Below are 25,902 nucleotides of genomic sequence, written 5' to 3' on the forward strand. Positions count from 1 at the left end.
TCTGACCGGCGAGGAGTCCTCCATGCACACCCCGATCTGCGACGAGCTCGGTATCGAGTTCCCGATCTTCGCGTTCACCCACTGCCGCGACGTGGTGGTCGCGGTGAGCAAGGCGGGTGGATTCGGCGTGCTCGGCGCGGTCGGGTTCACGCCGGAGGAGCTCGAGATCGAGCTCAACTGGATCGACGAGCACATCGGCGACCGTCCCTACGGCGTCGACATCGTCATCCCGAACAAGTACGAGGGCATGGACTCGAACATGTCGGGTGAAGAGCTCACCAAGATGCTGCAGTCGATGGTCCCCGCGGAGACCCTCGACTTCGGTCGCAAGCTCCTGCGCGACCACGGCGTGCCGCTCAGCGAGGACAGCGACAACTCGCTGCAGCTCCTGGGGTGGACCGAGGCCACCGCCACCCCGCAGGTCGAGATCGCGCTGCAGCATCCCAAGGTCACCCTGATCGCGAACGCGCTCGGGACGCCGCCCGCCGACATGATCGAGAAGATCCAGGCCGCGGGCCGCAAGGTGGCCGCGCTGTGCGGTTCACCGAAGCAGGCGCGCAAACACGCCGACGCGGGCGTCGACATCATCATCGCCCAGGGCGGCGAGGGCGGTGGTCACTGCGGCGAGGTGGGGTCCATCGTGCTCTGGCCGCAGGTGGTCAAAGAGGTTGCGCCGGTGCCGGTTCTGGCAGCCGGCGGCATCGGCAGCGGTGAGCAGATCGCGGCGGCCCTCGCGCTCGGTGCGCAGGGCGCGTGGAGCGGTTCGCAGTGGCTGATGGTCGAAGAGGCGGAGAACACCCCGGTCCAGCAGCAGACCTACATCGAGGCCTCCAGTCGCGACACGGTCCGCAGCCGGTCGTTCACGGGCAAGCCGTGCCGCATGCTCCGCAACGACTGGACCGAGGCCTGGGAGGACCCGAACAATCCCGATCCGTTGGGAATGCCGTTGCAGTACATGGTCTCCGGCATGGCGGTCGCGGCGACGCACAAGCACCCCGACGAGAGCATCGACGTCGCTTTCAATCCCGTGGGTCAGGTCGTCGGGCAGTTCCGCAAGGTCGAGAAGACCTCCGCGGTGATCGAGCGGTGGGTCACCGAATACATCGACGCGACGGGCAGTCTGGAGTCGTTCGCCAACGCGAACGCCTGAGCATTCGGCGGTGGCGACCTCACTCGGTGAGGTCGCCACCGGCCGCTCGCCAGCCGATGAGGCCGCCACTCATGTTGGCGGCCTCGAAGCCGTTCTCCACCAGGAGGTTTGCTGCACCGGCGGATCGGATTCCGCCGGTGCAGAACGCAATCAGCAGGGTGTCCTCGGGCAGCTCGAGGCACCGCGCCGGCAGCACCTCCAGGGGCATGTGCACCGCATCGGGGATGTGGACGCGGTTCCATTCGAAGTCGCGGCGGACATCGACGACGACGGCGCCCTCGGCGACCAGGCGCAGCGCCTCGGCGGCGGACACGGTCGGGGGTCGACGGAGGTAGTGGCGAACCTTCACAACCTTCAGTCTAACTGAAGGTGTCGTTCCTTGCCATCTCGACCGATCACGACTCCGGGATCGAGCGGCCCAGCACGTCGCGCAGTGCCCGAGCGAGTTCGGGATCACGCGAGGTGAACTCGGCGTCGAGTCGGCTGACCGCCGCGGTGGCGCGGGAGAGCGCCTCCTCGCCCGCCGGGGTGATCCGCAGCGTCGAAGCGGCCCCGGCGTGGGCGGTGGCGTCGTCGACGAGGCCGGCGTCGACGAATCCCGAGACCGCGGCGTGTGCGCTCTGCACCGTGATGCGCGACCGGCGGGCCAGTTCGCTGAAGGAGATGTCCGGTGTGCCGCGGATGTGACCGAGCAGACCGAACTTCCGTGTCGTCAGTCCGAGGGGTTTGAGCGCGGAGCCGAGCTCGGCCTCCCACACCCGGCTGAGGGTGAGCAGGGTGACGACCGGGCTGAACGGCGGCGGCTCCGACATGGGGGCAGGCTAACAGTCACCCGGGACGGCGACGCCGGTGTCCGCGCGCTCACCGCAGTTCGGCCATCACCTTGCGTGCGGTGGTGATCCCGGATTCGATGGCGCCGTCGACCACCACGCCGTTCCAACCCTTCGCGAAGTCTGCCCCCGCGAAGTGCAGGCGGGTGGTGGAGTCGTGGAACAGACTCCAGCCGTTGAAGAACTGACCTGACTTGAGCGTCGCCCAGGTCTGGCCCGACCACGGGTCGGCAACCCAGTCATGACCGCCGCACTCGAGCACGGTCAGGTCGGTGCGCCACACATCGAGGGCCTTCTGCGCCGAGGCGACGTCGTCGAGGTCGATGGCGGTGTGGTCGGAACCGAAGCCGACGAGGATGGTGGCGTCCTCGTCCTCGAGGAAGTATTCGCTGCGCAGCAGTGAGATCGGGTGCTGTCCGGGCGCTCCGGCGATCACGGAGTGGTGGCCGGCGACCTTGACCCAGATCTTGAACCCCACCGAGTTGGTGCCGTCGGCGATGAGTGCGGTCTGCTCGGCCGACAGTGCGGGGCTGAAGTCGATGGTGCGCAGCGCGCCGATGGGTGCGGTGACGATCACCGCGTCCGCCGAGACGACCTCACCGGTCGCCAGTGTCACCCGGGCGCCGTGGGAGTCGTGCGCCACCGAACGAACCGGTGTGCCCAGCGTGATCTCGCCACGCAGGTCGCCGGCGATCGCGTCGTAGAGGCCCCGCATCCCGTTGGTGAGTTTGAACCTCAGGGTCTGCTCGTCCATGAGAGAGCTGCGGTGATCGCTCAGCGACGCCCAGTGTTTGGCCATCAGCGGGGACGCCGTGGCCGTCGGGCCCTGGTACCCGGCCGACCAGTACGAGTCGGCGAGGTCGATCTCCTCGCGGGTGAACTCGCCGTCGTGCAGGCAGTCGAGGACGCTGCCCTTGTCGGCGGCCAGGAAACGTTCCCGCAGTTCGGGATCCGTGTCGGGGTCACGGAGGATCGCGAGCGGGTCGTGCGGGTACGGGAAGAACTCGCGCGAGCCGTCGACGATGGTCTCCTGCAGCCGGGAGAGCTTGGCGTCGAGGTCGTGTTCGGTGCCGGAGTGCACGACGCCGTCGCTCACCCAGTACGCCGACTCGATGTCGGGGCTGGGGTAGATGGTCTGTGCATAGCGGGTGATCTCGGTCCAGACGAACGGTTGCATCCAGTGCACCCACGTCGCGCCCATCTCCAGGGCATGGCCGCCCAGGCGTTCGTCGGTCCAGGCCCGGCCGCCGATGCGTTCGCGCGCCTCGATGACGCGGACGTCGATGCCTGCGGCCTCGAGTTCGCGGGCCGCGGTGAGGCCGGCGAAGCCGGCTCCGATGACGATGACCGATGGGCGTGGGGGTGTCGCCGAATCCGCTGTCTCTCGGGCGGATTGGCGGTCGTCGGGTCGGGGGTGAGAGGACATGACTGCTCCTGGAGGCGGTGTGGAGGGGACGAGGTGTCAGAGAACGACGGTGACCGTCTTGGACTCGGTATAGGCGAGGATGCCCTCGTACCCGAGTTCGCGACCGATACCGCTCGCCTTGACACCACCCCACGGGAGTTGCGGCGCCAGCGGCGACCAGCCGTTGATGCCGATGGCCCCCGCATCGATGCGCGCGGCGGCGGTGTGGGCTCGGGTCAGGTCGGTGGTCCAGACGGTCGCCGACAGTCCGTACTGGTTGTCGTTGGCCAATGCCAGCGCCTCGTCGTCGGTGTCGAACGGGATGACCAGGCCGACGGGTCCGAAGATCTCCTCGCGGGCGACGGTCATGTCGTTGCGTCCGGCCAGGACGGTGGGTGTCACGTAGAAACCGGCGGAGTCCGGTGCCGCACCGCCGCTGACGACCTCGGCACCCTCGTCGACGCCGGCCTCCAGCAGGGCGAGGACGCGGTCCCGCTGGCGGGCGTTGACCAGCGGGCCCATTGTCGTCGACGGGTCGAACGGGTCGCCGAGTACCTGGGCCTGTGCGGCACCGGTGAGTCCGTCGAGGATCGCGTCGTAGACCTTGCGGTGCGCGATCACCCGGGTGCCCGCTGCACAGACCTCGCCCTGGTTGAAGAACATGCCCATCGCACATCCCTGGATGGCGGCGTCGAGGTCGGCGTCGTCGAAGACGATCTGTGGTGCCTTGCCGCCCAATTCGAGTGCGGTGCGCCGGAACGTGTCCGCGGAGTCGCGCAGGATGGTCCGACCGGTCTCGGTGGAGCCGGTGAAGGAGATCTTCTTGACCCCGGGGTGGCGGGACAGGGCGGCGCCGGCCACGCGGCCGATGCCGGTGACCACGTTGACCGTTCCGGCCGGGAAGCCGGCCTCGTCGACGAGTTCGGCCAGGCGGAGCACCGACAGCGAGGCGTCCTCGGCGGGCTTGATGACCACCGTGTTCCCGGCTGCGAGGGCGGGCGCCAGCTTCCATCCGAGGATCATCAACGGCGCGTTCCACGGGATGATGGCCCCGACCACGCCGATCGGTTCGCGCCGCGTGTACGCGTGGGTGGGAACAGGTCCGCCGAGGTATCCGTCATTGGCGATGAGTTCACCGTTGATCTTGTCCGCCCAGCCCGCGTAGTAGCGCAAGGTGGCGATCAGGTTCGGGATCATCAGCGCCGAACTCATGCCGACCGGGCGTCCCATGTCGAGCGACTCGAGCGCGGCGAGTTGTTCGATGTCGCGCTCGACGAGATCGGCGAGCCGGTTCAGCAGCATGCCCTTGCGCGACGGTGCGAGGGCGCCCCACTCGCCGCGGAAAGCCGCATACGCGGCGGTGACCGCGGCGTCGACGTCGGCGTCGTCGGCCGACGCGAGCTCGGCAAGTGGTTGTGCCGTCGACGGATTGAGGGTCGTGAAGGTGGCGTCTGCGCTTCGCCAGGTGCCACCGATGTAGAGGCCGGTGTGCAGGTTCGAGATGTCGATCATGAGGAGTTCGCTTTCTGGGTTGGCTGATCAGGATGCGGAAGTCGCCTGGTTGTCTCGGCGCGCGGGCCGACGCCAGCGGCCGATGCATGCGCCCGCCGCGAACACGGCGGCGATGACGAGCAGGAACACGGTGGCGAGGACCTGTGACCCGCTGATGAGGGTGGTGAAGTTGGCGACCACGAGCGCGGTGATGCCGAGCAGCCCGACTGTGCCCAGGGCCGGCGCTATCCTGGTGTGCCACAACCGATTATCTGTGGTGTCCCGCCGGAACCAGACGATGATCGCGATGCTGGTGAGCACCATCAGCACCAGGATGCTCACGATCGCGACACCGGCCATCCAGGTGAACAACTGCAGCACGGGATCGGCGCCGGCCGCCGCGAAGGCGCCGACCAGGATGAAGGCGGTCGCCGTCTGCACCACCGAGCCGATGTGCGGCGAGCCGTGGCGACCGTGCACATCCATGAGCCGGCGCGGTGCGTACCCGGTCCTCGACAGTGCGAACGTGTAGCGCGCGATCGCATTGTGGAAGGCGAGGAGTGCGGCGAACAGGCTCGTCACCAGCATCACCATCATGACGTCGGCGGCGACGCTCCCGAGGAAGGTGGTGGTGGCGATGAAGGTCAGGTTGGCCGGATCGGACTGTGCGGCGGCCTGTACCTGGTCGGAACCGAAGGCGAGCACCACCGCCCAGCTCGCCGCGGCGTAGAGGACACCGATGGTGCCCACGGCGACGTAGGTCGCGATCGGCACGGTCCGCCTCGGATTGCGGGCCTCCTCGCCGTAGATGGCCGTCGCCTCGAAGCCGACGAACGAGCCGATGGCGAACATCAATGCGATGCCGGGCGAGCCCGAGAGGAATGCCGACGGCGTGAACGACACGACGTCGACTCCGTGCGCGCCACCCTGGGCCAGCACCGCGATCGTCAACGCGACGATCAGCGCGATCTCGGCCACGAGAAGGACGCCGAGCACCTTGGCGCCGAGGTCGATGCTGCGATAGCCGAGGACCGCCACCATGGCCATCAGCACGAACGCCCACAGCCACCACGGCACGTCGGGACCACCGAACCGGATCACGACGTCGCGCATGGTGGATGCCGCCAGGCCGTAGATCGCCGCCTGGATGGTCGTGTAGGCGAGCAGGGCCAACGCGGCCGAGCCGACGCCGGCGCTGCGGCCGAGACCCTTGGTGACGTAGGCGTAGAAGGCGCCGGTGTCGGTCACCGAACTGCTCATCGCGGCGTAGCCGACGCTGAACACAAGCAGGACGGCCGCGGCGATGATGTAGGCCATCGGGGCTCCCGCGCCGTTGCCGGTGGCGATCATCACGGGCAGCGAACCGGCTACCGCGGTGAGTGGCGCGGCCGCCGCGATGACCAGGAAGACGATGCCGGCAACGCCGATCGAACCCCGGAGGGTCGATCGGGCGGGAGCCGACGTCGGATGGGTGGTGTCGACCATGTCGAGCTCTCCTGTCGGTTATGGTTCAACGAGCGTAGAACCAAGAACTGTGATGGAGGCTACATCCGGGGTGCGGGTGCCGGAAGCGGAACGGGGGTCGGTAAAACCTTTACCCGGGGCCGAACCGAGCCAGGGAGATGTGATGCCACGACTGGTCGACCACGATGAGCGCAGGCGGGCCATCGTCGCTGCGGCCTGGCGGCTGCTCGCCACGCGCGGTGTCGACGGGATCAGCATGCGGGATCTCGCCGCGGAGGCCGGGTACACGAACGGGGCGCTCAGCCACTACTTCGCGGGCAAGGACGAAATCCTCCGTACCGCATACGAATACGTCATCGAGGCGACGAATGCCCGGATCGCGTCGGCGACACGACGCCGCACGGGGCGGGCGGCGCTGCGGGCACTGTCTCAGGAACTGATGCCGATGACCGACGAGGCCACCCTCGAGGCTCGCATCGCCATGTCGCTGTGGCAGCGAGCGATGACCGACACCGTGATGGCGGAGGTCAACAACGCGGCGGTCGCGGAGTGGAAGGCGCGGATGACACGGCTGTGGAACGAGGCGGTGGATGCTGGCGAGCTACCGGCCCGCGATGTCGGCGTAGGAGTGGAACTGCTGATGACGACAATCTTCGGACTCCAGGTGACGGCCGTGCTGGACCCGGTGACCACGGCGCCCGCCGACCAGATCCGCCTGATGGACGCGATCCTCGACGGTTCGTCCTGACTCCTATCCCGACGAGCCGGTGGCGAGCGGCAGGGTCACGCGGACCGCGGTACCCGACGGTTCGTTGGGCAGGTAGCTGATGGTGCCGCCGTGCCGTTCGACGATGTGCTCGGAGATGATGAGCCCGATGCCGGAGCCGTCCTCCTTGGACGAGAACGCACCCGTCGACAGCCGATCGTCCGGGATGCCCGTCATGCCCCGGCCCTGGTCGCAGATCCACACGAACGCCGCGCCGTCGGCCTCGCCGGTCCGGACGGTGAGTTCCTTGACCTCGGTGGTCGGCCGGACGATCTCGTCGAGCGCGTTGACGCACAGGTTGATGATGACCTGTCCGATCAGGACGTTCTCGCCCTGGACGGGCAGGTCGCGTTCGGGGATCTCGGCATAGACCCGCACTCCCTGCTCGGCGGCGCGGAGTCGGACGAAGTAGAGGCTCTCGGCGACGGTCTCGTTGAGGTCCATGAGGGTGGTCGTGCTCTCGATGCGCCGCACGTACCGCTTGACCGACGCCACGATCCCGGCGGCCCGATGCAACTGCTTCTCGATCTGGTCGATGCCATAGGACAGACTGCGGGCGTCGACGGTCTCGGCGGACACGCGCGCCTTGAGGCCACTGAGATAGTTCGTCGACGCGGCCAACGGCTGGCCCAGCTCGTGCGCGAGGATCATCGCCATGTCGCCCATGGCGTGGTAGCGACTGAGGTACTGGAGGTTGGCCTCCTGGTAGGCGTTTCGCCGCTCCCACTCGACGCGGTCGGTCACGTCACGGACGGTGAGGACCCGCGAACTGATGCCGTCGTGCGCGACGATCTCGAGCTCGCCGGCCAGCCAGACGGTGCTGCCGTCGTCCTTGGTGATCTCCTGCTGGATCTTGACCGAACCGGTCCCGCCGACGAGACGGTCGACGACGAGGTCGCTGGTCAGGCGGGGCTCACACCGGCCGAGGTCCTCGAGGTGCACGCCCGACAGCTGGGCGGGGGTCCGGCCGAACAGCTGTGCGGCCAGCGGCGAGATGTCGTCGATGCAGTTGTCGTCGTCGAGGACGACGATCCCGGCAGAAGTGTGGGTCATGATGCGCTGCAACGACTCCGAGACCCAGTGGAGCTCCTCCTGGAGTTCGACCTCCTCGGAGATGTTGCGGAACTCGACCATCACGACGGGTCCGTCCTCGCAGCGCACGAGGGTCGCACGCGCATCGGTGAGGAAGTCGGTCCCGTCCTTCGCGCGGTACTTCCACTGTTTGCGGCTGGAGCCGTGGACCACCGCTGACTGCAGCCAGGCGACCCCGACCTCACGGCGATACTGACGCTCCTGCGCACTCATGTGGTGGGCCTTGAGCGGTTTGAGTTCCTCGAGGGTGAACCCGAACATGCGGCACGCCGCGGGGTTGGCCCACAGGATGTTCTTCGAACTCGCCTCGTGGATGAGAATCCCGGTGCCGGTGTGGAGGATCATCTGCTCGAAGTCGCGCCGAGCAGGGAACATCGCCATCACCTCGCCTTCGTCGAGTCCAGCATTCGCCCCAGCCAGCATTTCCTCCCGCCACGATGCCACGCAAGTAAGGAATTGCTTACCCCTGGCGCGGTAAATCCCGATACCGCCCGGTCCACGGCGTCCATAGTGTCGATCTCGAGATCGAGAGTCGAATCCGAACGGAGACATCAATGACCGCGGAGAGCGTGACCGAACGGGTGTGTGCGGAACCGGCGGGACCGGCGCGGGATGCCGCGTTCGATCATGCCCTCGACGTGCTCCGCGATCGCCGCGACGAGTTCAACGCGCAGCGTTTCGTCCCGCGCGAGTACATCGCCCTGCTCAAGCGTGCCGGGATGTACCGCGCGTCGACGCCTGCGGTGTTCGGCGGGGAGCCGATGGCGCCGGCGGACTTCATGTCTCTCGTCGAGCGCGTGTCCGCGGTGGACCCGGCCACCGGGTGGGTGTCGAGCTTCGGGTCGTCTCTGGTGTACTTCGCCGCCCTGCCGGCCGAGACGCAGGCCAAGATCTACGCGCACGGACCCGACATCGCCTATGCCGGCGGGCTTTTCCCGATGCAGGAGGCACAGAAGGTCGACGGTGGCTACCTGTGTTCGGGCCTCTGGCAGTTCGCGAGCGGTTGTCGCGGTGCCGACATCATCGGCATCGGGCTGGCGGGCGGTCCCGAGACCGGCGGCAAACCGCTGACGGCACTGGTCGATCCGGCCGAGGTCGAGATCGTCGACAACTGGGATGTCGCCGGCATGCGGGCGACCGGCTCGCACGCGGTACGCGCGGACCGGGTGTTCGTGCCCGAGGAGATGACCTTTGTCCGCGGCGGTGCGCCGCAGATCGACGAACCCCTGACCCGCTATCCGGCGCTGTCCTACGCCGCCCAGGTGCTCGCCGTCGTCACCCTCGGCGCGGCGCGCGGCGCGCTCGACTACGCCGTGGAGGTCGGTGCGGCCCGCACCTCGATCACCGGGGGAGCGAGCAAGGGCAACCGTCCCGCCTACAAGTCCGCGATCGCCCGCGGCGAGGCCGAATTGCGTTCCGCCCGGGCGTTCTTCTACTCGACCACGGACGAGGTGTGGGCCAAGGCGCTGACCGGGCAACACATCTCGACCGACGACCAAGCGCTGCTGCGGCTGAGCGCCACCCACGCCGCCCACGTGGGACGCAGCGTCGTGCAGCAGGTGTTCGACATCGCCGGCACCGGTGCGATCTACGAGACGCACCCGCTGCAGCGGTACCTGCAGGACGCGCTGGTGCCCGCGCAGCACGCGATGCTCCAGACCAATACCTACGAGGCGGCCGGGGCGCTGCTCCTCGGCCTCGACGCCGGAATTCCCAGCTTCCCCTGAACGCCCACACCCAGCCATCTCGACCGCCGACACACCACCCGCGAGGAGTGCAGAGATCATGACCGACGAACCGTTGCGCACGCTGTTCTGTGTGGGGAACAACCAGAACTTCTTCGACCTGCCCAAGTCCGACATCGGGCCGGTCTGGGAGGCGACCATGGAGTTCCTCACCGGCCTGAAGAACCTCGACGGCGTCGACATCATCGGCACCTTCGACGACGACGCCCACATGGTCGGTCCGTCGGACGGGTGGCCGTGGACGTTCTACGTCCTCGCCGACGTGCGCGACCAGCCGACGGTCAAGGCGGCCTGCAATCTGTTGCGCACCACCATGGTCGGCGAGTACGCGCTCTGGAAGTACTTCAAGGTGGAGGCGCGGATGGGCCGGGCCCTCACCATCCGCGACGACGTCGCCTCCTGAAGATCGCGCACCGACAGCCCCTCCTCGTGCCCCCAGAGCACGATCGACACACGAAGGAACATCGATGACCACCATCGAGAGGCCGACCCGCGGCTTCGCGGACCTCGCCGAGAAGGACCGCGTCGCCGGTCAGCTCTACACCGATCCCGAGATCTTCGCCGAGGAGATGCGCAAGATCTTCTACCGCACCTGGGTGTGGGTCGCCCACGAAAGCGAGGTCCCCGAGGCCGGGTCGTTCAAGACCACCCAGATCGGTGACCAGCCCGTCATCGTGACCCGGAATCGCAAGGGCAACTTCAACACCCTGCTGAACCGATGCCGGCACCGCGGCGCGACCGTGTGCGATCAGCGCAGCGGCAAGGCCAACGGGTTCACCTGCCCGTACCACAACTGGTCGTACACCCTGGACGGTCGACTGCGCGGCATCCCGTATCCGGACGGGTACGAGGGCGTCGTCGACAAGAACGACTTCCCGCTGCAGAAGCTCCGGACCGAGAGCTACCTCGGCATGATCTTCGCGACGTTCAACGCCGACATCGAGCCGTTGGAGGACCATCTCGGCGACGCCAAGATCTGGATGGATCGATTCCTCAAGCAGTCCAACGGATTTCCGACCAAGGTCCTCGGCAGCCACAAGTTTCGGTTCAAGGGCAACTGGAAGATCCAGCTGGAGAACACCACCGACGGTTACCACTTCCCGATGGTGCACAAGTCGTGGATGGCCTCGGTCGACGCCGAAACCGCCAACATGATGTCGTTCATGGACGATCCGGCCGCCGAGACCCACGCGCTGGGCAACGGGCACAGCGTCGCCATCATGGCGGCGGCACACGCCGACCTCGATGTCGACGACGGTGACGAGGAGATCCAGCCTCGGTTCCAGCATCTCGTGGACGAGCTCACCGAGGCCGGCGAGAGCCCCGAACGCATCCGCCGCTACATGCGGTCGATGCACGGTTGTGGGTTCAACCTCAACATGTTCCCGAACATCGCGATGTCGTCGTCGTTCTTCCGGGTGCTCATCCCGATCAGCGTCGACGTCACCGAGGTGTGGCACATGGCGATCGGTATGGACGGCGGCCCGGAGAGCATCAACCGCGAACGGCTGCGCATCCACGAGCACTTCCAGGGCCCCTTCGGTTTCGGCAGTCCCGACGACGCCGAGGGCTGGGACCGCGTGCAGATCGGCGCCGGTGGCAATCCGAACATGCCGATCCTGGTCAACCGCGGCGAGAACCGCGAGTACACCACCGACGAGGGTTGGCCCACATCGCATGTCACCGACGAGACCGGGATGCGCGAGTCCTACGGCATGTGGAAGAGGATGATGAGCGATGACTGAGCTGCACACCTTCAACGACCCACGCGTGCTGCGGGCGATCGCGCTCGTGTGGAAGGAGGCCGAACTCCTCGACGCCAAGGACTATCCGGCGTGGGAGGCCCTGTACACCGACGACGCGCACTACGTCATCCCGATCGACCCCGACACCGAGGACTTCGACTCGTCGCTGAACATGGTCTACGACGACAAGCGGATGCGCAGGTTGCGCGTCGAGCGGATGATGCAGGGATATGCACCGTCCGCCGTCGCGGCGGCACGGACGGTTCGGATCGTCTCCCGCTTCACGGTGTCCGATGTCAGCGACGACACCGTCATCCTCCGGTCGGCGCAGATCCTCAACGCGTTCAAGCGAGACACCTTCTCGACGATCGGCGCCGAACTCACCCACACCATCGAACTCGGCACCGACGGGAACGACCGGATCAGCCTCAAGGTGGCCCGGCTCATCGACAGCGAGGACGCGGTCAGCGCCTCGGGGTACCTGTTGTGACCTCCGCGGCCGGAGCGGAGACGCGCGGGAGCGCGACGACCGGGGGCATCGCGGTGATCACCGGCGCCGCCGGCGGTATGGGTTCGCACATCGCGCGCCGGCTGCACGACGACGGTCACCGCGTGCTGCTCACCGACATCGCGCTCGAACCGGCGCAGCGGATCGCCAACGAGTTGTCACCGGACGGTTCGACCGCGCGGGCCGCGGTCCTCGACGTCGGGCATCGCCAGAACTTCGTCGACGCGCTGGCCCACGTGCAATCGGTCTGGGGCACTCCGACGATCGTGGTGAACAACGCCGCTCTCACGCAGGCGGCCGACCTCATGACGCTCGACGAACCGGACTTCACGCGCGTGTTGACCACCAACGTCAACAGCATCTTCTTCGGGTGCCAGGTGTTCGGTGCCGCGATGGCCGAAGCGGGTTACGGGCGGATCGTCAACATGGCGTCGCTGGCCGGGCAGAACGGCGGCACGGCCACCGGGGCCCACTATGCGACGTCCAAGGGTGCGATCCTCACCGTCACCAAGATCTTCGCGAAAGAGCTGGCGGCGCAGGGTGTCACGGTCAACGCGATCGCTCCCGGTCCGCACGATCTACCGGTCGTCAAGGCGACCGTCCCGCCGGACAGACTCGACGCCGTGATCGCCGGGATCCCCGTCGGACGGCTGGGAAGTCCCGAGTTCGTCGCGGACATGGTCGGACTCCTGACCGCCGAGAACGCCTTCTTCGTCACCGGCGCCTGCTGGGACGTCAACGGCGGACTGTTCGTCCGCTGAACCGCTTTTCGTCATCACGCCACCTCTGGCCCACCGCCACCCCCAGGAGCACCACCATGGCACTCATCGATGTCGTCGTGTCCGCGATCGTGCAGGAGACACCTCGGGTCAAGACGTTCTATCTGTCGCGGCCGGACGGTTCGACGATCGGCGAGTACTCGCCGGGGGCCCACATCGACGTCGTGGGGCCGACGGCCATCACGCGGCAGTACTCGCTGTGCAGCCGGCCCGACGGCCGAGAGTCGTTCGCGGTGGCGGTCAAGCGCGAAGAGAACTCGCGTGGCGGATCGGCGGCCCTGCACGAGTTGCAGGTGGGGGACCGGTTGCAGATCAGCGAACCCCGCAATCTGCTCGGAATCGATTCCGCGGCAGACCATCACGTCCTCGTGGCGGCGGGCATCGGCATCACGCCCATGCTGAGCATGGCCCGCCACATGGACGTTGCGGGCATCAGCTTCGAACTCCACTACTTCGCCCGGACCGCCGAGGACGCGGCGTTCCTGCCCCTGCTACGTGACCGCTGCCCGGAGAAACTGCACGCGCACGTGGGCATCGACCGCGAGACCCAGGGGTCGATCCTGTCCGGCGCGTTGACCTCCGCGCCGGCGAACTCACACGTGTACGTCTGTGGCCCTGAGGGTTTCATGACGAAGGTGCGCGACATCGCCGAGCGATTCGTCCCTGCCGATGCGGTCCACTACGAGCATTTCCACGCTTCGGAGCCCGCGGACTCGGAAGCCGACACCGCCTTCGACGTCGAACTCGACGGGGAGACCTACCACGTGCCCGCCGACCGCAGCATCGTGGAGGTGCTCGAGGAGAACGGGTGCGACGTCGACACCTCGTGCCAAGAGGGCATCTGTGGCACCTGCATCATGCAGGTCCTCGCCGGTGAACCCGAGCACCGCGACAACGTGCTCACCAAGGCCGAGCGGGAGTCCGGAGAGGTGATGGCCGTGTGCGTCTCGCGGACCTCCGGCGAGAAGCTGGTGCTCGACTACTACTGATCCGTCGGTACCTCGACGCCGAACCGCAGGATGTCGCGGACGAGGGTGCTGATGCTGTCGGCATCGGTCTTGCTCTTGATCCGCGCGCGATGGACGTCGACGGTCTTGACGCTCATGTCGAGGCGGCGGGCGATGTTCTGGCTGGGCAGCCCCTCGACCACCAGCGCCAGGATCTCCCGCTCACGCGGCGTCAGCAACGCCACCTTGGCCTCGACGGACCGCCGGCTGTCGTGGGTGCGGAACCGCTCGACCGCCTTCTCCATCCCCGCCTGGACCGCGTCGAGCAGCCGTTGGGGGTCGTAGGGCTTCTCGAGGAAGTCCATCGCACCGGCCTGCAACGTGGACACCGACATACGGATGTCGCCGTGCGCGGAGACGAAGATGATCGCGACGTGCGGAGCGAACTCGTTGAGTTTCTCCTGCAGCCGCGGACCGCTCATCCGCGGCATCCGCACGTCGAGGACGATGCATGCCGGTTCGTCGCCCGAGTACACGGACAGGAATTCGTCGGCGCTGTGACAGATCCGCGGGGAGATCCCTATGCTGCCGAGCAGCCAGTCCACAGACTCGCACAGTTCGGGATCGTCGTCGACGACATAGACCGTCGCTGTCATACCCACGCCGCGTCGGCCGTCCAGTAGTTCATGCCGACGACACTCACCTGGTGACGCCACTCCGTGGTGCGGTGCAACCACGGCTCCTCCTGCCGGACCGACTCGTCAGCCGCCTCCGGGCCGTCGGCCTCGACCGTCCAGTGCACCCAGTTGACCTCGCGGCCGTGCTCGTCGTGGACGAACAGGTCGACGTGGTGCCAGCCGTAGTTGAAGGTGTCCTCATAACAGGTGAGGAACATGTGGTGGTGGGTCTCGGGACGGGGCTTGATCGTCATGGTGTTCCTCTCTCCGGCCGGGGGTGTGCTCACACCGGTACCGACGGCAACGACTTGACGGCGGTTTCCAGGACCGTGGCCACCTCGAAGAGGGCGGCTTCTCGTCCGGGTAGGCCCACCACCTGAAGGCCCAGTGGCATACCGGTTTCCGTCGTCGCGCCGGGGACGACCACCACCGGGCACCCGAGCAGCTGCCAGGGGCGGCTCAGCACCGGGGAACCGGTTGCCCCGAGACCCCTGGGTGCGGCGCCCGGTGCGGCGGGCCCGACGATGACGGTGTGGTCACCGAGGGCCTCGGCGAGCAGGTCGCGCGACCGGTCACGCCGGATGAGAGCGGCGGAGTGGTCGCCTGCGGTGACCGCACGCCCCGCCTCGACCAGATCGCGCAGTTGTGGGCTGAGTGCCTCGGCATGGGTGGTGGCGATGGCGTCGAGGGTCTTCGCGGCCTCGTGGGACATGACGGTCGCGTGATCGTCGGCGAGGGTCCGCACGTGGTCGTCGTACTCGAGGTGGCGGGTCTCGATGCCGACGAGGCCGAGCAGATCGGGCAGCATGCCGATCAGGTCGGCCATCTCCGGTTCGATCGGATGCAGGTCGCTGCCGCCCCACATCACCACGGTCCCGACGGTCGAGCGCCCGGGCACGAGAGGCGTCCGCCCGGTGAAGGCGGTGTAGACGTACTGCAGGTCGGCGACATCCCGGGTGAGGAATCCGAGCGAATCGAGCGATTCGCTCAGGCCGGTGACGCCGGCCAGGTTCGTGGAGCCCTGGGCCAGGACCATCCCCGCCGCACCGCAATACGACGCGGGGCGGGTCAGGGAGCCGGCCGTCTGCGTACCGAGGGCGACCGGGACGACGCCTGCCCCGACGGCTGCCGCCGAACCGCTCGACGACCCGCCCGGGGTGTGTTCGTGGTGATGTGGGTTGCGTGTCGGCCCGGGCGCGAAGTAACCGAATTCTGTCGTCACGGTCTTGCCCTGGATCACGGCACCGAGATCCCGAAATCGGTTGACGCAGTCGGCATCGGACTCGGCCGGTGCCGGTGAGGTGACCGACGAGCCGGCGCGGGTCGGGAGACCGCGGACATCGATGAGGTCCTTGACGGCCAGGGAGACACCGCGCAGCGGGCGGCGGCCGGGGAGCGAATCCTCGCGCCGCGCGTCGTCGATCAGGGACGGGGACAGCTCGACCCACGCGCGCAGATCGGTGTCGGTGCGGAGGATCTCCTCGCGGACCTGCTGCGCCAACACCTCCGCCGACACCACGTTCTCGTGGACCGCGGTCGCCTGGTGACTGATGGGCTGTTTCCAGTAGGCCGAGCTCACCGTTCCTCCTTCATCCGATGGGTCCAGTCTGCCCGCTCGCGCAGGGCGGCGACAGTAAAGATTTCCCTCCTACCGCCGTAGGCAACGGACCCCATAGCTTCGAGCCCAACACCTCCAGCCTCGGCGTCCAGCCCGACGCCCGTCGACGAAGGACACACCAATGGTCACCAGGGAAACCGCACCGACGGCACCGGCGGCGGCGCCACCGGCACCGCGTCGGATCGACATGAGCCGGATGTCGCGGCGCGCATGGATCGTCACCGGGATGCTCGTGCTGTTCCAGATCATCGCGTTCGCCGACAAGGCGGTCCTCGGGCTGGTGTCCGCCGATGCGATGCCCGAACTCGGCCTGTCCGCAACAGAATTCGGCTTCATCGGCAGTGCGTTCTTCTTCCTGTACGCGATCGTCTCGGTCATCACCGGATTCCTGGCATCCAAGATCTCGGTGAAGTGGATTCTGTTCGCGATGGGTATGACGTGGGCGGTGCTGCAGTTCCCGATGCTCCTCGGCGGCGGCGCCGCGGTCCTGCTGGTGACGCGGATCGTGCTCGGCGGCGCCGAGGGACCGGCCACCGCGATGTCGCTCACCTCCGCCCACACCTGGTTCTCGCCGACGCGTCGCGCGCTGCCGTCGAACCTGATCGCGGCCGGTTCGACGCTGGGACCCGTCCTCGCGGCACCACTGTTGGCCTGGGTCATCGCGGTCTGGGGCTGGCGATGGGCGTTCGGCGTGCTGGGCATCATCGGACTGCTGTGGGTGATCTCGTGGTTTGCGATCGGCGCCGACGGACCGTACCGGCCCAAGAGGGCCTCGTCGGACACCGAGGCGGCGCACGAGGCAGCCGAGGTCACCGACCCAGACGAGGTCACCGACACAGACGAGGTGGCGACCGCCGCGGTCGATGAGCAGAAGCCGGTCGTGATCTGGCGCGCGCTGCTCAGCGTGGCGTTCGTCTCCGCCGTGATCGGCGGTGCGTCGAACTTCTGGGTGCAGGGGTTCCTGACTACCTGGCTGCCCCAGTACCTGGGCACCGTCGTCGGACTCTCGCTCGGCGAGGTCGGCGCGATGACGACCGTGCCGTGGGTGGTGGGTGCGCTCGTCCTCCTCGGGCTGGGTGCGCTGGGGCACCGAATGATGCGTCGGGGGAGTTCGGCCCATCTGGCCATCGCGGTTCCCTTCGGTTGCGCCGCGGTCATCGCGGGCCTCTGCTTCATCGCCATCCAGGCGACGTCGGGGATCACCGCGGTCGCGCTGCTGTGCCTCGCCGGCGGATGCAGCCTGGCGTTCCCGATGACCGCCACCGCGATCGGATATGCGGTGGGTGCTCGGCAGCGACCCATCCTGATGGCGACCCTCGGTGGCGTCGCGTCCTTCGGCGCGGTCATCTCGCCGATCCTCGTCGGCTGGCTCATGACCGATGCCGGCTACGTCTCACCTCCGAAGGGCGAGAAGCCCAGCGCGGAGATGGCCGCCAACATGGCCGACGGCGTGCACCAGGCCTTCACGATCACCGGAATCGTCCTGCTGGTCGGCGGCGCGCTGTGCATCGCGTTCCTCCGGCCCGAGCGGCTCGGCGCCACCCTGCAACGGCGGCACGTCAAGAACCCCGTCGACGCGCCGAGTTCCTGACCCGTCTGCCCGACGACCCGACACACAGGAGAAGCCATGTCCGACAACCTGCTCGACGTGATCGACCCGACCGCGTTCCGGAATGTGATGGGCCACTATCCCACCGGTGTCGTGATCGTCACCGGCAGAGATGCCGAGGATGCGGTGCTGGCCATGGTCGTCGGAACATTCAGCTCGGTCTCGATGGACCCGCCGCTCGTCTCGTTCATGCCGATGAAGACCTCGCGGACCTTCGAGAAGATGCGCGAGTGCGAGTCGTTGTGCATCAACATCCTCGGCGGTGACCAGGAGGACGTCGTCCTCACGGTCGCGCAGCGCTGGGAGGACAAACTCGACGGGATCGACTGGTTTCCCTCACCATCCGGCGACCCCGTGCTGGCCGAATCGGTGGCATGGATCGACACCCGGATACGCAACGTGGTGGAGGCCGGCGATCACTGGATCGCGCTGTGCGAGGTGCGGGATCTCGCGGTCACCAACCCGGTGTCGCCGCTCATCTTCTTCCAGGGCGGGTACGGCAGCTTCGTGTCGACGTCGTTGATGGCGCGGATGGACCACGAGATCCTGCCGACCATCCATGCCGCGCACACCGCGCGTCCGCAGGTGGAGGCACTGGCGGCGTCACTCCGTGGCGAGGTGTCGGTGCTGACGGCAGTGAGTCGAGACGAGATGGCGGTGGTGCTCTCGGCGACCGGACCCGGTGTCGACCGCGAAGAAGGACTCGCCTACCGGATCCCGATGGTGCCGCCCATCGGCGACACCTACGTGTTCGATCAGGACGAGGACACCCAGACGCGGTGGCTGGCCAAGCTGCGCGATGCCGATGACGACGTACGTGAGATGCACCGTGCGAGGCTGGATTTCGTGCGCAGGCACGGCTACCTCGTCTCGTTCCTCCCCGACGACGGGCCGACCGCCTACGCGGAGATGCGGGAGGCCACCCGGTCCTACGAGCGGGGACGGCTCACCCCGTCGCAGGAACGTGACATCTGCGCGTCGATCGGGAAGTCGCCCGTGGACTATCGGATTCGGGAGCTGCGGCCCGACGGTACATACGATGTCGGATCGATCGTGCTGCCCATCCGCGATCCGCGCGGTGGCTATTCGATGACGCTGCGACTGTCGCAGCTGCCGGCCGGGGCGACGGGCGCCGAGATCGACGAGTGGATCACGCAGGCCCGTGCCGTGGTCGGGGTCCTCGAACGATGACCGGCATCGACGACACCATCGCCGCGCTCGTCGCCCGGATCGAGACGCTCGAGGCCGAGGCCGACATCCGCCGGGTCCAGTCCCGGTACATGTTCCTCTGCGACACACCGTGTCCCGAGCCGGTCGCCGACGACGCGGAGCGTATCGAGCTCATCCTGGACCTGTACACCGACGATGCCGTGTGGGAGGGCGTCGGCGACCACTACGACGGTCAGTTCGGGCGAGCGGAGGGCAAGCAGGCGATCCGCGAGCACTTCCAGCGCTTCTGGGGTGAGAAACGTGACCCGGCTCTCCTGCTCAACGCCCACTACCTGACCTCCGAACAGATCCACGTCGACGGGGACCGGGCGACGGGGCAGTGGATTCACATGCAACCCTGGCTGTTCTCCGACGGCACCGCGCTGTTGCGCTCCAGCCGGCTGAACAACGCGTTCGGCAAGGACAACGGTCGATGGCGGGTGACCCGGACCCGGACCGAGAACGTCTTCATCGCGCCGCTGCGCAACAACTTCGCGGAGAGCCTCCCCTCGGCTTCGGTGTTGATGCGCTGAGGTGTCGTCGGCGTCGAGCCGGATCGTCTCAATATGAGACATCACGCGGATTCTGCTGCCCCGGCGGGCGTCGCGGCCGATCGTTGTCTGCAGCAACGGCGAAACGTCGTCGTGGCTGACATCGGCGGATGGAGTTGAGCTCATGAAGGCACTCGTCTATCACGGTCCCGGTCGCAAGGCGTGGGAGGACGTTGCCGACCCGGTCCTGGTCGATCCCACCGACGCCATCGTCCGGATGGAGACGACGACCATCTGCGGGACCGATCTGCACATCCTCCACGGGGATGTCCCGGCGGTGACCGACGGCCGCGTCCTGGGCCACGAAGGGGTCGGGGTGGTGACCGAGGTGGGACCCGGTTGCACCCGGGTCGCGGTGGGTGACCGCGTGATCGTCTCGTGCGTGACCAAGTGCGGCACATGCGAATTCTGTGTGGCCGGGATGACGTCGCACTGCCAGACCGTCGGTGGCATCGGATGGATCTTCGGGCATCTGATCGACGGAACCCAGGCAGAGTACGTCCGGGTGCCGTTCGCCGACAACGGCTTGATCCCGTTGCCGGAGGGCGTCAGTGCCGAGCAGGGGACGATGCTGAGCGACATCCTTCCCACCGGATTCGAGATCGGCGTCCGCTACGGAGCGGTCAAGGAGGGCGACGTCGTCGCCGTGGTGGGTGTGGGCCCGGTGGGCCTGGCCGCGGTGATGACCGCGGCGGCGCAGGGCGCGTCGAAGATCATCGCGGTCGACGGAAACAAGTTCCGGCTGGAGCGTTCCCGCGAGTTCGGAGCCACGGACACCATCGATGTCCATGCGGGTGGGGATGTGGTCGCGGAACTGAAGAAGCTCGGGCGGGGCGGACTCGGCGTCGATGTCGCGATCGAGGCGGTGGGCATCCCGGCGACGTTCGGGATGGCGCTCGACGCGGTCCGTCCCGGCGGTCACGTCGCCAATGTGGGTGTGCACGGTGAGAGTGTCACCTTCCCGATCGAGCGCGACTGGATCAACAACCTGACGATCACGACCGGCCTGGTGAATGCGACGACGGCGCCCGAACTGCTCGAGCGGATTCAGCACGGGGAGATCGAGCCACAGAAGTTCGTGACGCACCGTTTCACGTTCGATGAGTTCGACGCGGCCTACGACACGTTCGCCAACGCGGCCGACGAGCACGCGCTGAAGGTCATCATCTCGCGCGAGTGAGTTCGCCCGTGAGGATCCCGCCACCCGGATCGGCTAGAAGGGTGGTGGGTTGGCATCGTTCCAGCGGCGCTCGGCGCGTTGCTGTCGGCGAGAGGCGTTGTGTCGCAACCCATCGAGCCTCGACCGCGCCGGGTGATCGGCGGGACGGTAGGGGTCGAGGCGGTTGAACAGGTCGCGTCCGTTGTAGGCGTTTCCGACGAACATATGGCCGGTGGGTGTGGTGAACCAGGCGGTCAGGAACTCGTCGGTGTGGTCCTGCCAGCTGGTGAACGTCTTGATCCGGTGGTGAAAACGGCACAGCGGCTTGAGGTTCTGTGCGGTGGTCGGCCCACCCTCGGCGGGTTTCGCGTGGTCGAACGGCGTGGTGTGATCGAGGTCGACCTGCCACACGGGCGCATTGCAGCCGGGGAAGACACAGCACAGTTCGCCGGCACGGACGAGTGCCTGCAGCTTTCTCGATGGCGCATATCGCGAGTCCGCGGGGGAGTGCGATCGCGAGTTGTTCGTCGGGTGGATGTAGGTACGTCGGGCCTCGGCGAGCAGCGTCCGCGCGGTATGCGCGTCGACGATGCCGTGCCGGTCGAGGAAGGCGGGGGCGTTGTCGAGACCGATCAGGGTCGACAGGTTGACCACGATGTGGAACGTTGCGCGGGGCGCCTCGGGGTTCTGCGTGTCGACGGTGGTGTCGCTGTCTGCAGGCGTCGACTCCGCCGGCTGTTCGGTGCCCGGCCCGGTCGTTGCGTCGTCGCCCTGTGCGACGGTGTCATCGATTGTGGCAGTGACGCACTCGTCGCACCGACATGCAAGAACGGCCTCGCTGCGAGCGAGGGCGTTGAGGGCGTCGGCGCGGCGCTGTCCGACGGTGCGCGGATCGCCCGGGTGCACTGCAGCGGCCATCGCGGACAGGCGGGCATCGAATTCGGCGGCGTCGGCGACGGGTAGGGAGCCGGAGATCCGGGACTGCCCGGGTGTGAAGCGGTCGGGGGTGACGGCCACGTTGCGGTCGGTGTCGACTCGTTCCCGGCGTCGACGCACCGCGTCGGGCGCCCACCGCGCGACGATTTCGTCGACCATGGCGGTGAAACGGGTGGTGGACATCGGGGCGCGTGCGAAGATCGCCTCGGCGAGATGCGCGTCCACGGTCTGCATCTCATTTGGATCGACGATCAGATCCGTGCGCTTGAGGGCGATCGTGAACCGGCGCTTGTCGATCCGTCCGCAGGCGAGGGCGTGCCCGGTGAAGGCGAGTCGGTAGCGCAACGCGTCGCCCGCCATGATGAGCTCGCGAGCTTCGGCCGGCGTCACCGTGAGCGTGGCACCGACTTCGGCGATGGCCTGCTCCAGCCCGTTCGGTCCGAACTGCTCATAAGGGTTCTCGCCGGCGGCCACTCGTGCTGCCAGTGCGTCGAATGCCTCGATCGAATCCAGCTCGCCACTGTGGGTCTCCGCACGATGCTGCGCGTAGTCCATCTCCCGTTCGTCGTGAATCAGGCTGGCAACAGTCATCATTCGGTGCGCTGTCGATGCTGCCAGGCCCGCGGTGTGATTGAGGACCTCGATGAGTTCCGACGCCGACAACTCGTCATCAGGACGAAGGAGTGGCTCGACGGAGTGCGGTGTCGAGTCCACCGAACCCCGGAAATCGGCCCCCGCCCCCTGCGCCATGACATCAGTGTACTCGAACGTATGTTCGAGTCAAGGGGTGGGCCGGTTCTGCCCTGTGGATCAGCCGACGCAGGTAAGCTCGAGTGTCCGTGCAGGAGAACGAGGAGGTGGTACCCGTGAACGAACTGACGATGGTGCCCCTCCCGGGAGTCACGGTCGGGCGATAGATCGCCCGGGGGCGCCGCACGTGTGCAGCACTCCCGAAAGGCATGACCATGCACGTCATTTCAGAACAGATGCTCGACGGCGGCGTGCTCGAGCACGAGTTCACCCTCGACGACTTCTCCGGCATCCTGTGGACGCCGCCGGAGGCCTCGTCATCCACGCCGGTGCCACTCATCCTCATCGGCCAGCCCGGCGGGTTCGGCATTCGACGGATGTATCCCCGGCTGCTGGCGCGGGCGCTCGGCGCCGCGGCGCACGGATTCGCCGCGGTCTCGATCGAGTCGCCCGGCGCGGGCGGCCGCACACCGTTGCCCGGTGCGGATCAGGCCCGGGCGGACCTCCGCAGTGCGATCACCGCGGGCCGTCGGCCGAGCGGGGACGTCATCGACCGGCTGATACTGCCCCTCGTCGATCAGGCGGTTCCCGAGTGGCAGCTGGCTCTCGACGAGGTCCTCGACCGCCCCGAGATCGGCGAGAAGGTCGGATTCTCGGGTGGCGTGATCGCGGTCGGCACACGCCTCGCCGCGATCGACTCACGGATCGCCGCAGCCGGGCTCTTCGCGGGCAGTTACGTGCCGCGCTTGACGATGGAAGAGGCGCGCCGGATCACCATCCCGGTGCATGTTCTTCTCCAGTGGGATGACGAGGGGAACGATCGGGCAATGGCACTCGATCTTTTCGACGCGTTCGCATCCACCGAGAAGACGCTCCACGCGAACATGGGTGGCCACACAGGTGTTCCACAGTTCGCGGGAGAGGATGCCGGCCGATTCTTCGCCCGCCATCTCGGCTCGGACGTCGGCTGAGAGGCCGTTCCTGTCCCGGCCGGTCGGTCTGTGCTCTGAGCCGCGGCTCAGATCTCAGTCCGGCGGGCCCGGACGGAGCGGCTCGTCGTCGAACGGCCAGCCCGAGGCCTCGAGATGCCGGCGGACGCGGTCGATGTCGTCCTCGTGCGGGAGGTCCTGGGTGATCGCGGTGATCTTCACCGCGGCATCGATCTTCGAGATCGGCTCCACGGGCGGTGGTCGGCTGCCCTGCTCGCTGATGAGGTCGGCGGAAACGCTGCGCGCCTCCTCCTCGCTCAACTGCCGCCGCAACAGTGCGAACAACGGCACGAAATCCTCCTGCGGCACACCGTTGGGGTAACCGGCGCGTAGCCAGTCCACCACCCGTTTCAAGAACTGAAGGCGCTCGACCACTCAGCGCCTACTTGTAGCCGAAGGGGAAGATCTTGATGTCGAGGTAGTAGTAGATCGTCTGACGCGTGATCCACAGCAGGGCGGTGACGATCACGAGCGCGACGACGGCAAAGATCGCGTAACCGAGCGCGCGCATCGCCGGGTTCCCGGTCGAGATGGTGCCGTCGGCGCCGACTCCGCTCGATCCCTTCGCGTGGCACCGCAGTCCGACGGCGAACAGTGCGGGCAGCCCGGCGCCGAGGAGTAGGCCCACGAGCAAGACCTTGGTGATCGATTCGACGATGTCCATCGGTGTGCGAAGTCCTTTCGGGATGCGTCGGGGGTCGTCAGGCGACGGGGGCGCTGGGCGACGAGGTGGGCTCGACCCCATCCGCCGGGATGATCGAACCCGTCGACTCGTCCCACTCGGCGTTGACGTTGGTCGAGTCGATCTTGTTCTGCTGTGCACGCCAGTACATGTAGCCCGACGCGGCGATCAGCACGACGAAGATGGCGATCGCGCCGGCGACATCGCCCAGCAGATGCGCCAGGTAATAGCAGAGGGCGCCGACCAGGCCGGCCGCCGGCAGGGTGGTGAGCCAGGCGACGGCCATCCGGGCGGCCACCGACCAGCGCACCTGGGCGCCCTTCTTGCCGACACCCGAGCCGAGGATCGATCCGGTGGCGACCTGGGTGGTCGACAGCGCCATGCCGGCAGCGCTCGACGTGAGAATGATTGCCGCGGACGACGCCTCGGCGGCCATGCCCTGGGGTGAGCTGATCTCCACCAGACCCTTGCCCAGCGTCCGGATGATGCGCCAGCCGCCGAGGTACGTGCCGATCGCGATGGCCGCGGCGCAGGAGAAGACCACCCAGAACGGCAGGCCGTGGCTCACCGTCGATGCGTCGAGGTGGCCGGTCACGATCAGTGCCATCGCGATGACGCCCATGGTCTTCTGCGCGTCACCGGTGCCGTGTGCCAGCGAGACCAGCGACGCACTGGCGATCTGGCCGTACCGGAAACCGGCCTCCTTGCGGCTCTCCTCGATCCGCCGGGTGATCGCGAAGATCATCCAGGTTCCGCACGCGGCCACGATGCACGCGATGACCGGAGCGAACAGCGCCGGCACGATGATCTTCGAGAACACGCCGTGCCAGTTGATGCCGGAGAGTCCGATCGCGGCGATGCCGGAACCGATGAGCCCGCCGAACAGGGCGTGCGACGAGGACGACGGCAGCCCGAACAGCCAGGTGAAGAGGTTCCACAGGATGCCGCCGATGAGGCCGGCGAAGATGATCAGCAGCGCGGTCGTCGGGGTGAGACCGGCGACGATGTCGCCCTTGTCGTCCCCGGATGTCTGCTGGATGTTCAGGACGTCCTTGGTGATGGTGGCGGCAACCTCCACCGAGAGGAATGCGCCGACCAGGTTGAGCACGGCCGAGATGCCGACGGCCACCTTCGGTTTGAGGGCCCCGGTGGCGATCGAGGTGGCCATCGCGTTACCGGTGTCGTGAAACCCGTTGGTGAAGTCGAATCCGAGTGCCGTGATCACCAGCAGCACGAGAATCAGCATCTCTCCGGTCATGGAGATAATCATGCGGCCTGACCAGCCGATTCACCTAAGCATCGAGTGTCGGGAATGCCCGTTTCATCTTGGTGCTTTGCCGGGGAGGCGCGATCTGTTCATCTAGAGTTCATCGAAGCCCGGCGAGATCGGATGGCCGACAACCACTCCGAGCGCGCCTTCGGCGAACCGGGTCACCGGACCCACGGCCGCCTCGAGGGCCTCGTCGTAGCCGTCGCGTGCCCGTCCCCAGAGTCGGGCGTCGGCTGTCGACTCCGCCGGCGTCACCCCGATCAGCGCGATGAGCTCGCCCGTCGTCGGAACACAGATCGCCCAGACGAAGCGCGTCTCTGTCTCCCAGCCGGCCTCGGCAGCGCTGACGTACCCCGCCGGGTCGGTGACCCCGAGATGAGACAACGCCGGGACGTCGGTGATCCGCTCGTCCGCACGAAGCGCACGCAGATACCACGTCCCGGCGTTGATCTCGACTGGTTGCATCGTTGTGTTGTCTGCCCGCCCGTCGAGGCTCGTCGCTTGCGCTCCTCGCACCTCGGGGGCAGAAC

The 25,902-nt window shown here is 67.4% G+C and carries 27 protein-coding genes; 13 read left to right on the forward strand and 14 right to left on the reverse strand.

Annotation, left to right across the window (positions count from 1 at the left end; genetic code table 11):
- Positions 1–22: 22 nt before the first annotated feature.
- Positions 23–1,150, forward strand: a complete 1,128-nt coding sequence (locus MAY35_RS19730; protein WP_238422983.1) for a nitronate monooxygenase — start codon at positions 23–25, stop codon at positions 1,148–1,150.
- 19 nt (positions 1,151–1,169) lie between these two features.
- On the opposite strand, the gene MAY35_RS19735 is transcribed toward MAY35_RS19730, so the two are convergent.
- From MAY35_RS19735 to MAY35_RS19755, 5 genes are read right to left on the reverse strand one after another with little or no spacing between them, the layout of a single operon-like run.
- Positions 1,170–1,499, reverse strand: coding sequence for a rhodanese-like domain-containing protein (locus MAY35_RS19735; protein ID WP_238422984.1), 330 nt, complete (start codon positions 1,497–1,499; stop codon positions 1,170–1,172).
- A 46-nt stretch (positions 1,500–1,545) separates the two neighbouring features.
- The gene (locus tag MAY35_RS19740) at positions 1,546–1,962 is read right to left on the reverse strand and encodes a MarR family winged helix-turn-helix transcriptional regulator (RefSeq protein WP_238422985.1); all 417 of its coding nucleotides are present in this window, start codon (positions 1,960–1,962) and stop codon (positions 1,546–1,548) included.
- 49 nt (positions 1,963–2,011) lie between these two features.
- The gene (locus MAY35_RS19745) at positions 2,012–3,406 is read right to left on the reverse strand and encodes an NAD(P)/FAD-dependent oxidoreductase (RefSeq protein ID WP_238422986.1); all 1,395 of its coding nucleotides are present in this window, start codon (positions 3,404–3,406) and stop codon (positions 2,012–2,014) included.
- A 36-nt stretch (positions 3,407–3,442) separates the two neighbouring features.
- A complete protein-coding gene (locus MAY35_RS19750; RefSeq protein WP_238422987.1) occupies positions 3,443–4,897 on the reverse strand; it encodes an aldehyde dehydrogenase family protein in 1,455 nt (484 codons plus the stop codon).
- 27 nt (positions 4,898–4,924) lie between these two features.
- A complete protein-coding gene (locus MAY35_RS19755; protein ID WP_238422988.1) occupies positions 4,925–6,361 on the reverse strand; it encodes an APC family permease in 1,437 nt (478 codons plus the stop codon).
- A 142-nt stretch (positions 6,362–6,503) separates the two neighbouring features.
- Here MAY35_RS19755 and MAY35_RS19760 point away from each other — a divergent pair, with 142 nt between their 5' ends.
- Positions 6,504–7,088 (forward strand): TetR/AcrR family transcriptional regulator, encoded by a 585-nt coding sequence (locus MAY35_RS19760; protein WP_238422989.1) that lies wholly within the window; start codon positions 6,504–6,506, stop codon positions 7,086–7,088.
- Between the two features lie 3 nt (positions 7,089–7,091).
- Here MAY35_RS19760 and MAY35_RS19765 read toward each other — a convergent pair whose 3' ends face one another.
- Positions 7,092–8,573 carry a PAS domain S-box protein gene (locus MAY35_RS19765; protein ID WP_238422990.1) on the reverse strand — a complete coding sequence of 494 codons (1,482 nt, stop codon included), beginning with the start codon at positions 8,571–8,573 and terminating at the stop codon, positions 7,092–7,094.
- A gap of 179 nt (positions 8,574–8,752) precedes the next feature.
- Here MAY35_RS19765 and MAY35_RS19770 point away from each other — a divergent pair, with 179 nt between their 5' ends.
- From MAY35_RS19770 to MAY35_RS19795, 6 genes are all read left to right on the forward strand, one after another.
- Positions 8,753–9,925 carry an acyl-CoA dehydrogenase family protein gene (locus MAY35_RS19770; RefSeq protein WP_238422991.1) on the forward strand — a complete coding sequence of 391 codons (1,173 nt, stop codon included), beginning with the start codon at positions 8,753–8,755 and terminating at the stop codon, positions 9,923–9,925.
- Between the two features lie 58 nt (positions 9,926–9,983).
- Positions 9,984–10,346, forward strand: coding sequence for a hypothetical protein (locus MAY35_RS19775; RefSeq protein ID WP_238422992.1), 363 nt, complete (start codon positions 9,984–9,986; stop codon positions 10,344–10,346).
- A gap of 64 nt (positions 10,347–10,410) precedes the next feature.
- Positions 10,411–11,688 carry a Rieske 2Fe-2S domain-containing protein gene (locus tag MAY35_RS19780; protein ID WP_238422993.1) on the forward strand — a complete coding sequence of 426 codons (1,278 nt, stop codon included), beginning with the start codon at positions 10,411–10,413 and terminating at the stop codon, positions 11,686–11,688.
- Positions 11,681–12,178, forward strand: a complete 498-nt coding sequence (locus MAY35_RS19785; protein WP_238422994.1) for an aromatic-ring-hydroxylating dioxygenase subunit beta — start codon at positions 11,681–11,683, stop codon at positions 12,176–12,178. The genes MAY35_RS19780 and MAY35_RS19785 overlap by 8 nt, the downstream gene beginning before the upstream one ends.
- Entirely contained in the window at positions 12,175–12,957 is a 783-nt protein-coding gene (locus tag MAY35_RS19790; RefSeq protein WP_308192476.1) for an SDR family oxidoreductase, read from the forward strand. The genes MAY35_RS19785 and MAY35_RS19790 overlap by 4 nt, the downstream gene beginning before the upstream one ends.
- Positions 12,958–13,013: 56 nt before the next feature.
- Entirely contained in the window at positions 13,014–13,964 is a 951-nt protein-coding gene (locus tag MAY35_RS19795) for a PDR/VanB family oxidoreductase (protein WP_238422995.1), read from the forward strand.
- Here MAY35_RS19795 and MAY35_RS19800 read toward each other — a convergent pair.
- Genes MAY35_RS19800 through MAY35_RS19810 form a run of 3 tightly spaced genes read right to left on the reverse strand, consistent with a single transcriptional unit; the run spans position 13,958 to position 16,178 of the window.
- Entirely contained in the window at positions 13,958–14,578 is a 621-nt protein-coding gene (locus MAY35_RS19800; RefSeq protein WP_238422996.1) for a response regulator transcription factor, read from the reverse strand. The genes MAY35_RS19795 and MAY35_RS19800 overlap by 7 nt on opposite strands.
- Positions 14,575–14,853, reverse strand: a complete 279-nt coding sequence (locus MAY35_RS19805; RefSeq protein ID WP_238422997.1) for a hypothetical protein — start codon at positions 14,851–14,853, stop codon at positions 14,575–14,577. Before MAY35_RS19805 ends, MAY35_RS19800 begins: the two co-directional genes overlap by 4 nt.
- 29 nt (positions 14,854–14,882) lie before the next feature.
- A complete protein-coding gene (locus tag MAY35_RS19810) occupies positions 14,883–16,178 on the reverse strand; it encodes an amidase (RefSeq protein ID WP_238422998.1) in 1,296 nt (431 codons plus the stop codon).
- A gap of 160 nt (positions 16,179–16,338) precedes the next feature.
- Here MAY35_RS19810 and MAY35_RS19815 point away from each other — a divergent pair, with 160 nt between their 5' ends.
- The 4 genes from MAY35_RS19815 to MAY35_RS19830 all read left to right on the forward strand — a co-directional run bounded on the left by MAY35_RS19815 (position 16,339) and on the right by MAY35_RS19830 (position 20,766).
- Positions 16,339–17,808 (forward strand): MFS transporter, encoded by a 1,470-nt coding sequence (locus MAY35_RS19815; RefSeq protein ID WP_238422999.1) that lies wholly within the window; start codon positions 16,339–16,341, stop codon positions 17,806–17,808.
- A gap of 36 nt (positions 17,809–17,844) precedes the next feature.
- Positions 17,845–19,017, forward strand: coding sequence for a flavin reductase family protein (locus MAY35_RS19820; protein ID WP_238423000.1), 1,173 nt, complete (start codon positions 17,845–17,847; stop codon positions 19,015–19,017).
- Positions 19,014–19,568 carry a nuclear transport factor 2 family protein gene (locus tag MAY35_RS19825; protein ID WP_238423001.1) on the forward strand — a complete coding sequence of 185 codons (555 nt, stop codon included), beginning with the start codon at positions 19,014–19,016 and terminating at the stop codon, positions 19,566–19,568. The genes MAY35_RS19820 and MAY35_RS19825 overlap by 4 nt, the downstream gene beginning before the upstream one ends.
- A 142-nt stretch (positions 19,569–19,710) precedes the next feature.
- Positions 19,711–20,766 carry a zinc-binding dehydrogenase gene (locus MAY35_RS19830; RefSeq protein ID WP_238423002.1) on the forward strand — a complete coding sequence of 352 codons (1,056 nt, stop codon included), beginning with the start codon at positions 19,711–19,713 and terminating at the stop codon, positions 20,764–20,766.
- 33 nt (positions 20,767–20,799) lie between these two features.
- Here MAY35_RS19830 and MAY35_RS19835 read toward each other — a convergent pair whose 3' ends face one another.
- Positions 20,800–22,431, reverse strand: a complete 1,632-nt coding sequence (locus MAY35_RS19835; RefSeq protein ID WP_238423003.1) for an HNH endonuclease signature motif containing protein — start codon at positions 22,429–22,431, stop codon at positions 20,800–20,802.
- A gap of 215 nt (positions 22,432–22,646) precedes the next feature.
- Between MAY35_RS19835 and MAY35_RS19840 the strand changes: the two genes are divergently transcribed.
- The gene (locus MAY35_RS19840) at positions 22,647–23,402 is read left to right on the forward strand and encodes an alpha/beta hydrolase (protein ID WP_238423004.1); all 756 of its coding nucleotides are present in this window, start codon (positions 22,647–22,649) and stop codon (positions 23,400–23,402) included.
- A 54-nt stretch (positions 23,403–23,456) separates the two neighbouring features.
- Here MAY35_RS19840 and MAY35_RS19845 read toward each other — a convergent pair whose 3' ends face one another.
- From MAY35_RS19845 to MAY35_RS19860, 4 genes are all read right to left on the reverse strand, one after another.
- Entirely contained in the window at positions 23,457–23,795 is a 339-nt protein-coding gene (locus tag MAY35_RS19845; protein WP_238423005.1) for a DUF3349 domain-containing protein, read from the reverse strand.
- A gap of 7 nt (positions 23,796–23,802) precedes the next feature.
- The gene (locus tag MAY35_RS19850; protein ID WP_238423006.1) at positions 23,803–24,084 is read right to left on the reverse strand and encodes a hypothetical protein; all 282 of its coding nucleotides are present in this window, start codon (positions 24,082–24,084) and stop codon (positions 23,803–23,805) included.
- A 37-nt stretch (positions 24,085–24,121) separates the two neighbouring features.
- On the reverse strand, positions 24,122–25,360 hold the full coding sequence (locus MAY35_RS19855; protein ID WP_238423007.1) for an inorganic phosphate transporter: 1,239 nt from the start codon (positions 25,358–25,360) through the stop codon (positions 24,122–24,124).
- A gap of 102 nt (positions 25,361–25,462) precedes the next feature.
- Positions 25,463–25,837 (reverse strand): helix-turn-helix domain-containing protein, encoded by a 375-nt coding sequence (locus tag MAY35_RS19860; RefSeq protein WP_238423008.1) that lies wholly within the window; start codon positions 25,835–25,837, stop codon positions 25,463–25,465.
- Positions 25,838–25,902: the final 65 nt, after the last annotated feature.

This window comes from Gordonia sp. 'Campus' (assembly GCF_022206305.1).
GTDB lineage: Bacteria > Actinomycetota > Actinomycetes > Mycobacteriales > Mycobacteriaceae > Gordonia.